A 12,019-nucleotide genomic window follows, 5' to 3' on the forward strand; every position below is an offset into this window, starting at 1 on the left:
CCATGAAAAAGAAAATTAACAGCTTAACTGCTGGTGGTCAGACTCGGCCTGAAATCTTTCCGGGCGACATTTTCAAGGATAATCGGGGTGAACGGGTAACTGTGAAAATGATTACTGATAATCGTATTACATATATCAGGGAGGGTTATTCCGGAGAGTGTGTTTTCCCGGTCGAACGATTTGAAAGGGAGTTCATCCTGGTGAAACGTCAGACATTCAGCGAATGGTGCAAGTCAAACAACACGGCAGAAAAAATTCAGAACCTGCGGACGTTGATTGCCGCTAAGAGAGCGGGCAAATGAAACGAGCTCCGAACTTAAAATTTCTGCCAAAGGAAAAATTTACAGAGGCAATCATTTTTGCCGGGGCTGATGCTTACGCTCATGCAAAGGGATGGGAAGAGGGCCTGGGTAAACAAATTGCCGAAGATACAACGCCCCCTGTCTGGCTGGGGCCAAAGCAACTTGCGGAACTGGATAACCTGCAAATTATTGATAAAGGTCGCCGAAGCGCCCGTGTATATATTGCTGGAGTTATTGAACCGAGACTGATAAACGCCATTGGCGAGAAGCTGGCGCGGGCAGGAGTGCAAGATGCCAAGCTATACAAGGGGATTCCCGACCGCCAACCAGAGGACTGGCATGATTATCTGGAGAGGATCCGTACGGAAAGTGTTGTTGTCGATCTTCCGGTCATGAAACGCGAACCAGACCATAGCGGAGTCGCACCAGCATTAAATCAGATGGTGGCCAGCCAGCGAGGTGAAGTATTACTGGCTCATTATGATGGTGATCTGGCAATTCATGCCGACTCGGACACCGTACACCACTATAACGGTGTGGTGTGGATTCCTCTCCCCGATAAAGAGCTGCAGCGTGAAATGGCGCAGATTTACATCGATGCAGAGGTGGCCTATTCGCAGAACGGCATCAAATCGGCAGTGGAAACCATGAAGTTAAGCCTCCCGGTGATGGGCGTAACAGCCAGAAATCTGATTGGGTTTAGTAATGGGGTATTTGATACCCGGACGGGAGAATTCCGCGAGCACTGTAAAACTGACTGGCTGTTAATCTCAAGCGAATTACCCTTCAGTCCACCAGCCGAAGGGGAAACCTTAGCCAGTCACGCGCCTAATTTCTGGAAGTGGCTCCGGCGTTCCGTGGCCAGTAATGACCGTAAAACAGATCGTGTGTTGGCTGCGTTGTTTATGGTGCTGGCGAACAGATACGACTGGCAGTTATTCCTGGAGATAACGGGACCGGGTGGTAGCGGTAAAAGCGTGATGGCGGAGATCTGCACTATGCTGGCGGGTAAGGCTAATACGGTGTCGGCCAGTATGAAGGCTCTGGAGGATGCGAGAGATCGCGCTCTGGTGGTTGGTTACTCGCTGATTATCATGCCGGATATGACCCGTTATGCTGGAGATGGTGCTGGGATTAAGGCCATTACAGGTGGTGATAAGGTTTCCATCGACCCGAAACATAAAGCGCCGTACTCGACACGGATACAGGCGGTGGTGATGGCTGTTAATAACAATGCTATGACCTTTAGTGATCGCAGTGGTGGGATATCGCGCAGACGTGTGATATTCAACTTCACCGAAGTCGTACCGGAGAACGAACGTGATCCGATGCTGGCTGAGAAAATAGAAGGGGAACTGGCGGTAGTTATTCGTCATTTGCTTACACGCTTTGCAGACCAGGACGAAGCCAGGCGGCTATTGTATGAACAGCAGAAATCAGAAGAGGCTTTAGCGATTAAACGTGAAGGTGATTCGCTGGTGGATTTCTGCGGCTACCTGATGGCGTCGGTAGTATGTGACGGTATGTTTATCGGCAACGCTGAGATAGTGCCCTTCAGCCCGCGTAAATACCTGTATCACGCGTATCTGGCGTACATGAGGGCCAATGGTTTGAACAAGCCAGTATCATTGATGCGTTTCGGTACGGATATGCCTGGCGCAATGGCTGAGTATGGTAAGGAGTACCAGAAGCGAAAGACGAAGCGTGGTATCAGGTCAAATGTTACGCTGCACGACGATTCAGACGACTGGTTGCCATTATGTTCAGGTACTGCTGATAATACCTAGGAAGTGCAAAGTTATAGATAAAGTGTTCACCAGTATTCACCTTGTAAAAAAATCTATCTATTACATGGTGTTAAGGGGTGAACACTTATTTATGAAGTATTCACCAAGTATTCACCTGTTCACCTTTTGATTGTTTTTTAGCCTGATAGGTGAAGGGTAGGGTGAACACTAGTGAATACTAAAAAGGAAAGTGTACACCACTTAACAATATGAATTTGTTATAAAAATTCCCAAGGGTGAAGGGGTGAACACTTAAACACATATTTTAAAATTTTATATGTGGAGCCTGGCATATGCCTTTAACTGAAACAGAATGGATGGAACACCATCAGCAGTTTGGTACGCAAAGTATTGAAACTATGTCGATAAAAGACTATCGGCGTGCTTTGGAGGAGGAGGCGTTTTTTTGGGATGAACCACACGGTTTTGTCGTGCATACCATTTCTGGAGAGCGTATCGTCACAAACACTGAGCAACTTGACGCTTTACTGGAACACTTAGAAAGATACAGAAATAAATTACCATCACCACTTAAATAAATAGTGACTCAATTAGGCCTGGTGTAGTACCAGGCCAGATTTTAACGATGCAACTCGTTAATTCTATCTTTTGCATTTTTTCTTCTCAATTCATTTAAGAAGAAATAATTAACAAGTATTACCCTAAATATTGCCGTAAACTGCGCAATAGTTAGAAAGCTTATACAGCTAAAATTAAGGTATTTAACATATGGTATATATGTATTTACTATCAATCCTTTAAGTATAGGGGCGAAAAACTGTATTAACAGAACAGCCATTAATACTAATGCTGACACCATAACAATCTCGACTAATTCGCTGAGGTAATTCGCATCCTTATGGGACTCCTTGCTCTCAGATTGGTTATTCTGATTGGAGTTTTTTTTATTAATAATACGCGCCATTGCTCTTGGGTAAACAATTGCAATCCAGGCGCCAATAATAGCGAATATAATTGATGATATATTTAATAAGGCACCCAGTGTATCCTTGTAATCATTGTAACTGAGCGATACAACGCGCCCTTTAAATATAAAGGTTAATAAGGCTGCAATGATCGCATACACTATATATTTTATCATGTCACCCCCCTGTTGGTGGAGTTTTCATTTTGGCTATTAATTCATCTCTGCGCTTTATTATAGCAGAAAGTAATCGGTCTGGGGTGATGATATGATTATCCTTTCGTCTAACATTCAATTCAATTTCGAATGCAACGTTAGCACCGCTAAGCCATATTGCCTTACCGTCACTATATTTAAAGCCAACATTCCTGATGGGAGACGTGCTTTCAAGGGAATTATAACTTTTTATAATGGACTTTAATTGAGCCTCAGTAGGCTTAAACTCCATCTCATGAAATAATGTCCGTTCCTGGGTGCTGTTTGGGGCATTGTTTAGCAAGCCAGAGAAAACTCTTTCAATTATTTTTCTATCGTCTGGAGTTCGGTAGGTGATTTTTTCCCTTTTTAGTATTTTCGTTATTTTGCTAATGTTGCTTATGAGTTCAGCTTGAACTTCATCGTACTTCATCCCTACTGCATAGAATTTTGGATGTAATTTTGATGAGTCATTCGTTTTTTTTCCATCGACAGAAAAACCAATGACTTTGTTATTCTTATCAAAAACTCGATATGGAGATTTGTTAGCAAGGTAACCATTCAAATAATTATCGAGATGTCCCTTGCCCATTAATGAGTGATCAAATTTTATAGAGGCAAATACGTTTAATTGAGGAATGAACCAAAAATAGCAAGGGAAACCAGGAATAGCTTTATCGGTATCGAATCCAGTGGTTAACATATCCACTTTTCCTGGTTTCGCTAGTGGCGGCATACCATAGATTACTCCTGAGTCGTTGGGAACTTCAGCCCATAGCGTTAAAAGGTGATCTCCGTAACGGTTGTCTGTTGCTAAGCCACAGAAATAAGTATTGAGAATATCTTCATCTTTTTCTGCTTTGTAGGTGCCTGTATTGATGAACTCCCTTCCATCAGAAGCCCAATCGTGTAGTTTTAAGAGCATGTCTGATGTATTGCTCAGATCTGGTGCCTTAGAACCATACTTATAATATCCGCATCTATTGATGTTATAAAACTTCACTTTTGCAGTTAGCATTAATTTCCCTTTTTATTCCCACTAACGAAGTGCTGTGTTGCTTAAATAATCTAACAAAAAAACACTTTTGTAAATTACTTATACTTAATGCTACCCCCTCTTACCTCTTGCTCATAAGGGGGTTCTAATTTGTATTCTCATGTATATCTTAACGAGTGGCCCTCAGACGTGAGCCGCCACTGTCCACCCGGTTCTTCCGGCAGATCCGCGGTTTTCTCTCCGGGTGGACATCCCTTAAAGCGCTGGTTTCACGTCTTAACATTAATTGTTACGGAAACCACTCCATGAAGAAATTACTCGAATTACGTCAGCAAAAAACCGAAATCAAAACGCAGATGCGTAACCTGCTTGAAAAAGCCGACAGCGAAAAACGAAGCCTGACTGACGAGGAAGGCACGCAGTTTGATGAACTCCGCACCCGCGCCCAGACACTCGATACTGACATCAGCCGCTATGAAGCCATTGCCACTGAAGAACGCAACCAGCCAGGCCACCCGGTGAACGATAACGGCGTAAGCAACGACGAACTACGTACCTACATTCTGACCGGGGAAGCCCGCAGCCTGTCCACCGGTATTCCGGAAGATGGCGGCTATACCGTTATTCCCGAACTTAACAAACAGATTATGCAGCAGCTTAACGATGAGTCCGTTATGCGCAAAATCTGCACTGTGAAAAAAATCGGCAGTAACGAGTTTAAACAGCTTGTCTCTGTGGGCGGAGCGGGGGTGAACCACGGCGAGGAAGGAAAAGCACGTGGTGAGACAACAACGCCAAAACTGGAAGAAGTCAGTATCCGACTCTTCCCGGTTTACACCTATCCGAAGACTACACAGGAAATCATCGATTTTTCTGGTGTGGATATCATGGGCTGGCTGTCCTCTGAAATTGGCGATGCTTTCGTTGATACCGAAGAAACGGATCTGGCATCCGGCGACGGCGTGAAAAAAGCGAAAGGTTTTCTCTCTTATCACCGCAGCCAGGACGGAGACAAAACCCGCCCGTTCGGTACGCTTCAGTCCGTCACAGGTGCTGCACTAAATGCCGATTTGCTGATTGACCTGAAATTTAAACTCCGGGCGAAATACCGAAAAAATGCTGTATGGGTGATGAACTCCACTATGGCGGCCTCCGTTCAAAAACTGAAAAACGGCAACGGGGATTACATCTGGCGCGACCGTTTACAGGCAGGTGATCCGGATACGCTGCTGGGCCTCCCTGTTGAATATCTCGAAACCATGCCGGACAACCTGATCGGTATTGGCGACTTCAAACGTGGCTATTTCATCGTTGACCATGAGACAGGCACCCGCACCCGTCCGGACAACATCACTGAACCAGGCTTTATCAAAATTCATACGGATAAATACCTGGGCGGTGGTGTGGTTGATTCCGGCGCCATCAAGCTGCTCGAAATCTCTGCTTCCTCCACAAAATAATTCACAGGGGCTTCGGCCCCTTTCTGGTCTTTATGGAGTCCGTTATGGATACCGTTAATTTTGAAATCCGCACCTCAGAACTCATCGCCAAAGAGCGCAGGCTGGTGGGCTATGCGGTGCGCTGGAACAGCCTGTCAGAAATCATCTGGGACGAATTCCGCGAACAGTTTACGCCGGGGGCATTTTCCGGCTATCTCACCTCCGGTAATGATGTGCGCTGTTTATTTGAACATGACTATACGCAACTGCTGGGGCGTACCAAATCCGGCACGCTGATACTGTCGGAAGATGATACGGGTCTGCGATTTGAACTGACGCCACCCAATACACAGTTAGGTAATGATGTGCTGGAGCTGGTGGAACGGGGCGATATAGAAGGCATGTCGTTTGGATTCCGGGCATTGAAAGAGAACTGGGATATTACCCAGTCGCCTTATCTGCGTACCGTCACCGCTGCTGAACTGCGTGAAATTACGATCACTTCTCTGCCTGCTTACCCGGAGTCCGGCGTGGAAATTGCACACCGCTCGCTTTTTTCCCAGCATCCGGAGTTACGCCGGGTGGGTGATAACCGCCGACGCTGGGCCGAACTGGTGGAGGTCTGATATGTGGAGTCTCTGGCCTTTCAGCCGTAAGGCAGAACAACGCAGCATGGCCATCGATGAATGGCTGGCGATGGCGGGCATACCTAATACCGGATCCGGCGAATATGTATCTGCGGGGACGGCGGAATCTCTGCCGGCTGTCATGAACGCCGTATCGGTCATCAGTGAAGCAGTGGCAACTATGCCCTGTTATCTCTACCGGGTAACGAATGATAAAGGGCGTGAGGCGCGGGAGTGGCTGAGTAATCACCCGGTTGATTATCTGCTGAATGAGCAGCCGAACGACTGTCAGACACCGTACCAGTTTAAACGCACGATGATGCGGCACTGTCTGCTGAACGGTAACGCTTATGCGGTGATCCGCTGGGGCCGTGACGGACAGCCTGAATCATTGCATCCATATGCACCGGGGACCGTAGTTCCGGAGCGTCTGTCCGGGCACCGTTACAAATACACTATTACTGAACCCTTTAGCGGAATCACCCGTACTTATCTTCAGGAAGAGATTCTGCATCTGCGTTATGCCACGGACGATGGTTTTCTGGGGCGCTCACCGATAACCATCTGCCGGGAAGCGCTGGGCCTTGGACTGGCCCAGCAGCGTCACGGCGCTAACATCATGAAAGAGGGCATGATGGCGGCGGGCATTGTCAAAGCAAAAGACTGGCTTGACGGCGTGAACGGTAAAAAAGCACTGGATGCACTGGAGCGGTACAAGGGTGCACGAAATGCCGGGAAAACGCCCATTCTTGAGGGAGGAATGGATTACGAAAAATTGGGCATGAGTAATCAGGATGCTGAATGGCTGGCTTCCCGGCGTTTTTCCATTGAAGACATTGCCCGTATGTTTAATGTTTCTCCGATCTTTCTTCAGGAATACAGCAACAGTACCTACAGCAACTTCAGCGAAGCGAGCCGCGCATTTCTCACAATGACCATGCGTCCCTGGCTGGCGAATTTCGAACAACAAATCAAATCCGCTTTGCTGGTGGCCCGTCCTGCATCCGGTACCCGTTACCAGGTTGAGTTCGATTCTGCTGACCTTCTCCGCGCCACACCAACCGAACGCTACGCCACTTACGAACGCGGTATTAAAAACGGGATTATGAATCCGAATGAAGCCCGCGAACGTGAGGGGATGCCACCGCGTGAAGGTGGGGACGAATTCAGCCAGGCATGGAAGCAGCAGATCGAAGTAAATAACAATAAAAGTAAGGAGGGTAGCGAATGAGAGCCGGAGGATTAAAACACCGTATAACGCTGCAGCGCTATGAACAAAGTCAGGGGCCATTGGGAGAACCGATAAAACGCTGGGTGGACTACGCCACGATCTGGGCTGAGGTAAAAGGTATCTCTGGCCGGGAGCTTCTGGATACCGGTTCGTTGTCCTCTGAGGCCACAGTCAGAATATGGATACGCTATCGCAGTGATGTTAAGCAGGGACACAGGGTGAAATATCTGTCACCCGCAGTCAGTGGTGATATTTACGGTATAGAGGCGGCCCTCCCGGATAACGACCGCACCAGTCTTGAGCTCCTTTGTAAAGGAGGCGTGGCCAATGGCTGAATTAATAACTCTGGAAGAAGTAAAACTGCATTGCCGCATCGACGGGGATGATGAGAACGCCCTGATAAACGGGTATATCGTCGCCGCGCTGGAGATTTGCCAGAAACATATCGGCAGGCGTTTTGATGACGGACTCGAGTTTAATCCTGCGCTGAAGGTCGGGTGTCTGCTACTGGTCGGTCACTGGTATGAGCACCGGGAAATAGCGGCGGAAAAAACGTCCGAGCTTCCCTTTAGCACTTCGTCATTGTGGAACTACTACCGGGAACCTGGAGTGTATTAAATGCCATGGCAACCTTTACGACGCTGTACAGAGCCCGGATGTAATAAACGGGTAAAGTCCGGCAAATGTGATGAACACAAACGGAATGCACAACGGCAGAGTGATAGCCGACGAGGCACACGCACAGAACGCGGTTACTCCAACCGATGGGGAGAATACCGGCTCCTCTTTCTGAAGACTAATCCGCTGTGCGCCCACTGCCATAGTGCTGGCGTCTATAAGCAGGCAACTATCGTTGATCACATCATACCTATTGAGGGCGAAGGTGATGTGTTGTTCTGGCCATCCAGTAACCACCAGCCGTTATGTGCTGTCTGTCATGGTCGCAAGACAGCCACAACGGACCCGCTAACTAAGCAGCAGCGTAAAGCCGGAATGTTCCGGGAACAGGAAGAAGCAGCGCAGCGCCGCAACGACTGGGTCTATGAGGTTGTTCATGAGTGAACAGGAATACATGAGTCAGCGTGAACGGGGTGGGGGAGGTTTCAAAGACAACCCCCTCCCGGCGAGGAACCACCCGCTCCCTCAAATTTTTATGCGCGGTAATTTTTTTGACAGCAGTAAGTTAAGGAAAGAATAAGTTATGGCAAGACCACCCAAACCACCCGCCTATCTTGATGAAATCGCGGGACAGCAGTGGAAGACAAAAGCAAAACAGATGGCTGAGCGCGGGGATTTAACCCCTGCGGACTGGAACAACCTTGAGCTGTATTGCGTCAACTATTCCATGTACCGGAAAGCCGTTGCAGATATTGCCCTGCGCGGGTTTTCAGTTGAAGGATCTCGCGGGGCCACAACCAGTAATCCGGCGCTGAAAGCCAAATCTGATGCTGAGAAAATTATCATTAAAATGTCGTCGCTGCTGGGTTTTGATCCGGTAAGCCGTCGCCGGAATCCGGTTGAAACGGAAGAGGAGGACGAGCTTGACCGTCTGGGATGAGTACGCAAACGCTGTAAAATCGGGGGAGATCCCGGCCTGTAAACGGCTGAAACAGGCCGTAAACCGGTACTTTTCAGACCTGTGTGACCCCCGTTATGTGTTCGATACGGCGACTGTAGAACGGTTTATTGCCTTCTCCCGGCTTTGTCCACACGTTAAAGGACCGCTGCGGGGCAAGCCCGTCGAGCTGGAGCCGTGGCAGCAGTTCGCCTTTGCTAACCTGCTGGGCTTTAAAGTCAGGGAGTCAGGTCGCCGGAAGTACAGCAGCGCCTTTATAGAAGTACCGCGCAAGAATGCCAAATCCACCGTGGCCGCCATGCTGGCTAACTGGTTTCTGATAATGGAGAAAGGCCAGCAGGATATTTACACGGCGGCGGTGAGCCGGGATCAGGCCCGTATTGTGTTCGACGATGCCCGCCAGATGTGCCTGCTGTCAAAACCGCTGAAAAAGCGCGTCAATATTCAGGCGCACAAGATCATTTTCCCGAAGAGCAACAGCCTGTTAAAACCTCTGGCGGCAAAAGCGGCCACTATCGAAGGGACTAACCCAAGCCTGGCGATTGTCGATGAGTACCACCTTCACCCTGATAACGGAGTTTATTCCGCGCTTGAGCTGGGTATGGGCGCACGTCCTGAGGCGATTTTGTTCGCCATCACTACTGCCGGGAGTAACGTCGTTTCCGCCTGTAAACAGCATTACGATTACTGCTGTCAGATTCTGGCAGGGGAAGAGAGCAACGATTCGCTGTTTGTCCTGATCTACGAACTGGATGACGAAAGCGAGGTTGAGCAGTCGGACATGTGGATTAAGGCCAATCCTAACCTGCATGTGTCCGTTGACGCGGCAAAACTGGAATCCACCGTCCAGAAAGCGCGGGGTATTCCGTCGCAGTGGGTGGAAATGCTGACCAAACGTTTCAATATCTGGTGTCAGGGCTCTACTCCATGGATGGGGGCCGGTGCATGGGATGCCTGCGCACTTGATTATTCTGAAGAAGACCTGGCTGGAATGGAGTGTTACGCCGGGTTTGATCTGTCCTCAACCAGCGATATCACCAGTGTAAGTTACGCTTTCCCGTTCGACAGGGAGATCCGACTTCTTACCCGTCATTATCTGCCGGAAGCGCAGCTGCTTAACGTCGCTAACAAAAACCGCGCCATCTATCGCCAGTGGGTGAAAGCGGGCTGGATACGCACCACGCCCGGCGACTGCATCGACTATGACCGCATCCGTGATGATATCCTGCGAGACGCTGAAAAATTCAGTATCCGGCTGGTGGGCTTTGATACGTGGAACGCGACGCATCTGCGTACCCAGCTACAGGGGGCGGGGCTCGATGTGGAGCCTTTCCAGCAAACTTATCTGCGGTTCAGCCCGGTTGCTAAATCTTTTGAGGTGTTCGTTAACCGTAAGGTATTACGCCATCGTGGCGATCCGGTTCTGTCCTGGGCGATGGGTAACGTGGTGATGGAGTCTGATGCCAACGCCAACATCAAGCCCAACAAGAAGAAATCCTCTAACAAGATTGATCCTGCGGTCGCAGCGCTGATGGCGTTCGGTACCTTCCAGGCAGAGCATGAAGATTTTGCTTTTGACATGAGCGACAGCTACAAGGAACGGCTGGCGACGTTTAACGGGATTTAAGGCTACTAGATATAAAACTGTAGAAACTACTCAAACAGGCTGAGGGTAAAGGTGTGATCAAGAGATAAGCCATCGAAGCGGCAATCATTGTTCAAGCTTGAATAGAAGGCTGAGAGCTAAACGCCGCTAACAAGCTAACACTCCCCGCCGGATAGCGGTAATGCTGGCTTATGGGAAGTGCTGTATCGCCTATGCCATCATTTCTGCGGGGAGCTATCCTATAAGATTCTTATAGGTTATTTACACGCTTATACCGGAAAGGACGAATCACTTTTTAAGTGTTAGGGGGATATGAAAGGGACATTAGTAGCAAGCCAGTCAGCGTTACAACTCATTTCTACAACGATAAAGTGAATTGAAAATTTGACATAAGGTCCACGATTTTGCTCGCAGTCGTGTCCACATAGTTAGGTTAGATCTGTGTGATGGTATTTAATGTTTTATAGCAGTAGGATAGAAGAGCATAAATTATGCACAGCTATTACTCTGTATATACAAGGAATTACCATGTCATTAGCTCAGAAAATGAAATTACAAGATCTAAAAGCAAAAATTGAAGAGTTAAACGCTCCTCGCCGGGAGTTGCTCATGAAACAGATGGAGACCGCAGCAACAAAAATCCAACAAGATGTATTAGCGTACTTTACGTCTAAGGGTTTTAAAATCAGCGGGCAGATGCCGAAAGTGAAGGCTACTTATAATGGTGGTCTTGAAACCTCTATTGATTTTTCTAATCTGAAAGGTGACTTTATCGGTAGTGATGGTGGTGTTGCATTTAAGTATGAGAATAAAACATTTGTACTTGATTACCAATTAGCAAGAGGAAAAGCTCCTGAGCGTGGTTCTTTATGGGGCAGTCCAGAGGAGATCATGCAAAAGGAAATCAAATACTATGAAGAACAACTCGTCCCTTATTTACAAACTACAGGTGTTTCAGATCTGAGTGGCGAAGTGATCCTTTATTCAAGAGTAAAAAATGCAACCAATGGAATGACTATTCTAAAATACCATAGTGTTGAGGAGGCTCTTGACACCTTCATGGATTAAGCACGAGCGTATATGTACCTTAATTGGTCTTTTTACGAAAATCTACGTTAGTTGAAGTAAATGCTTTATGTCTAGTAACGGCCGCCTTCGCGGCCTTTTTCATACCTATAGATACTTCATTACGGTATCCTATGGGTATCCTAGAAAAGGCTAAGGGCCTACGTTTTCACGTAAGCCCTTGAAATTTGGTGGCCCCTGCTGGACTTGAACCAGCGACCAAGCGATTATGAGTCGCCTGCTCTAACCACTGAGCTAAGGGGCCGTGGC

14 protein-coding genes and 1 tRNA gene are annotated in these 12,019 nt (G+C 47.9%); 12 read left to right on the forward strand and 3 right to left on the reverse strand.

The annotated features are described in order from the left end of the window. The first annotated feature begins 2 nt into the window (after positions 1 to 2). The 3 genes from JQN59_RS03135 to JQN59_RS03145 all read left to right on the forward strand — a co-directional run bounded on the left by JQN59_RS03135 (position 3) and on the right by JQN59_RS03145 (position 2,628). Positions 3 to 302, forward strand: a complete 300-nt coding sequence (locus tag JQN59_RS03135) for a DUF4222 domain-containing protein (RefSeq protein WP_149608046.1) — start codon at positions 3 to 5, stop codon at positions 300 to 302. Further along, positions 299 to 2,089 (forward strand): DNA primase family protein, encoded by a 1,791-nt coding sequence (locus JQN59_RS03140; RefSeq protein ID WP_149608045.1) that lies wholly within the window; start codon positions 299 to 301, stop codon positions 2,087 to 2,089. Before JQN59_RS03135 ends, JQN59_RS03140 begins: the two co-directional genes overlap by 4 nt. Positions 2,090 to 2,382: 293 nt before the next feature. Then, positions 2,383 to 2,628 carry a hypothetical protein gene (locus JQN59_RS03145; protein ID WP_071667629.1) on the forward strand — a complete coding sequence of 82 codons (246 nt, stop codon included), beginning with the start codon at positions 2,383 to 2,385 and terminating at the stop codon, positions 2,626 to 2,628. Positions 2,629 to 2,669: 41 nt separating this feature from the next. Here JQN59_RS03145 and JQN59_RS03150 read toward each other — a convergent pair whose 3' ends face one another. Both JQN59_RS03150 and JQN59_RS03155 read right to left on the reverse strand, forming a co-directional pair. Continuing rightward, on the reverse strand, positions 2,670 to 3,191 hold the full coding sequence (locus tag JQN59_RS03150; RefSeq protein WP_097505051.1) for a hypothetical protein: 522 nt from the start codon (positions 3,189 to 3,191) through the stop codon (positions 2,670 to 2,672). Position 3,192: 1 nt separating this feature from the next. Further along, positions 3,193 to 4,227, reverse strand: coding sequence for a hypothetical protein (locus tag JQN59_RS03155; RefSeq protein WP_071667631.1), 1,035 nt, complete (start codon positions 4,225 to 4,227; stop codon positions 3,193 to 3,195). A gap of 284 nt (positions 4,228 to 4,511) precedes the next feature. On the opposite strand from JQN59_RS03155, the gene JQN59_RS03160 reads away from it, so the two are divergent. The 9 genes from JQN59_RS03160 to JQN59_RS03200 all read left to right on the forward strand — a co-directional run bounded on the left by JQN59_RS03160 (position 4,512) and on the right by JQN59_RS03200 (position 11,752). Further along, on the forward strand, positions 4,512 to 5,666 hold the full coding sequence (locus JQN59_RS03160) for a phage major capsid protein (RefSeq protein WP_149608044.1): 1,155 nt from the start codon (positions 4,512 to 4,514) through the stop codon (positions 5,664 to 5,666). Between the two features lie 44 nt (positions 5,667 to 5,710). Further along, positions 5,711 to 6,271, forward strand: a complete 561-nt coding sequence (locus tag JQN59_RS03165) for an HK97 family phage prohead protease (RefSeq protein ID WP_079773308.1) — start codon at positions 5,711 to 5,713, stop codon at positions 6,269 to 6,271. Position 6,272: 1 nt separating this feature from the next. Continuing rightward, positions 6,273 to 7,502 (forward strand): phage portal protein, encoded by a 1,230-nt coding sequence (locus tag JQN59_RS03170; protein ID WP_079773307.1) that lies wholly within the window; start codon positions 6,273 to 6,275, stop codon positions 7,500 to 7,502. Next, complete coding sequence (locus JQN59_RS03175) at positions 7,499 to 7,837, forward strand: phage head closure protein (protein WP_149608043.1); 339 nt, start codon at positions 7,499 to 7,501, stop codon at positions 7,835 to 7,837. Before JQN59_RS03170 ends, JQN59_RS03175 begins: the two co-directional genes overlap by 4 nt. Beyond that, complete coding sequence (locus JQN59_RS03180) at positions 7,830 to 8,120, forward strand: head-tail connector protein (RefSeq protein WP_001650759.1); 291 nt, start codon at positions 7,830 to 7,832, stop codon at positions 8,118 to 8,120. Before JQN59_RS03175 ends, JQN59_RS03180 begins: the two co-directional genes overlap by 8 nt. After that, complete coding sequence (locus tag JQN59_RS03185) at positions 8,121 to 8,564, forward strand: HNH endonuclease signature motif containing protein (RefSeq protein WP_149608042.1); 444 nt, start codon at positions 8,121 to 8,123, stop codon at positions 8,562 to 8,564. Positions 8,565 to 8,703: 139 nt separating this feature from the next. After that, positions 8,704 to 9,060: a phage terminase small subunit P27 family gene (locus JQN59_RS03190; protein ID WP_071692247.1), complete on the forward strand. Its 357-nt coding sequence runs from the start codon at positions 8,704 to 8,706 to the stop codon at positions 9,058 to 9,060. Continuing rightward, complete coding sequence (locus tag JQN59_RS03195) at positions 9,044 to 10,705, forward strand: terminase large subunit (protein WP_149608041.1); 1,662 nt, start codon at positions 9,044 to 9,046, stop codon at positions 10,703 to 10,705. Before JQN59_RS03190 ends, JQN59_RS03195 begins: the two co-directional genes overlap by 17 nt. 507 nt (positions 10,706 to 11,212) lie before the next feature. Then, positions 11,213 to 11,752 (forward strand): hypothetical protein, encoded by a 540-nt coding sequence (locus JQN59_RS03200; protein ID WP_149608040.1) that lies wholly within the window; start codon positions 11,213 to 11,215, stop codon positions 11,750 to 11,752. Positions 11,753 to 11,938: 186 nt separating this feature from the next. Here JQN59_RS03200 and JQN59_RS03205 read toward each other — a convergent pair. Then, positions 11,939 to 12,014 (reverse strand) — tRNA-Ile (locus JQN59_RS03205). Positions 12,015 to 12,019: the final 5 nt, after the last annotated feature.

This window comes from Citrobacter sp. B72, assembly GCF_016894305.1.
Taxonomy (GTDB): Bacteria; Pseudomonadota; Gammaproteobacteria; order Enterobacterales; family Enterobacteriaceae; genus Citrobacter; species Citrobacter portucalensis.

What these genes read in the sequence shown, in the direction of transcription:
- JQN59_RS03135 (WP_149608046.1), top strand. Translation starts at nt 3, where the DNA reads ATGAAAAAGAAAATTAACAGCTTAACTGCTGGTGGTCAGACTCGGCCT.
- JQN59_RS03140 (WP_149608045.1), top strand. Translation starts at nt 299, where the DNA reads ATGAAACGAGCTCCGAACTTAAAATTTCTGCCAAAGGAAAAATTTACA.
- JQN59_RS03145 (WP_071667629.1), top strand. Translation starts at nt 2,383, where the DNA reads ATGCCTTTAACTGAAACAGAATGGATGGAACACCATCAGCAGTTTGGT.
- JQN59_RS03150 (WP_097505051.1), bottom strand. Translation starts at nt 3,191, where the DNA reads ATGATAAAATATATAGTGTATGCGATCATTGCAGCCTTATTAACCTTT.
- JQN59_RS03155 (WP_071667631.1), bottom strand. Translation starts at nt 4,227, where the DNA reads ATGCTAACTGCAAAAGTGAAGTTTTATAACATCAATAGATGCGGATAT.
- JQN59_RS03160 (WP_149608044.1), top strand. Translation starts at nt 4,512, where the DNA reads ATGAAGAAATTACTCGAATTACGTCAGCAAAAAACCGAAATCAAAACG.
- JQN59_RS03165 (WP_079773308.1), top strand. Translation starts at nt 5,711, where the DNA reads ATGGATACCGTTAATTTTGAAATCCGCACCTCAGAACTCATCGCCAAA.
- JQN59_RS03170 (WP_079773307.1), top strand. Translation starts at nt 6,273, where the DNA reads ATGTGGAGTCTCTGGCCTTTCAGCCGTAAGGCAGAACAACGCAGCATG.
- JQN59_RS03175 (WP_149608043.1), top strand. Translation starts at nt 7,499, where the DNA reads ATGAGAGCCGGAGGATTAAAACACCGTATAACGCTGCAGCGCTATGAA.
- JQN59_RS03180 (WP_001650759.1), top strand. Translation starts at nt 7,830, where the DNA reads ATGGCTGAATTAATAACTCTGGAAGAAGTAAAACTGCATTGCCGCATC.
- JQN59_RS03185 (WP_149608042.1), top strand. Translation starts at nt 8,121, where the DNA reads ATGCCATGGCAACCTTTACGACGCTGTACAGAGCCCGGATGTAATAAA.
- JQN59_RS03190 (WP_071692247.1), top strand. Translation starts at nt 8,704, where the DNA reads ATGGCAAGACCACCCAAACCACCCGCCTATCTTGATGAAATCGCGGGA.
- JQN59_RS03200 (WP_149608040.1), top strand. Translation starts at nt 11,213, where the DNA reads ATGTCATTAGCTCAGAAAATGAAATTACAAGATCTAAAAGCAAAAATT.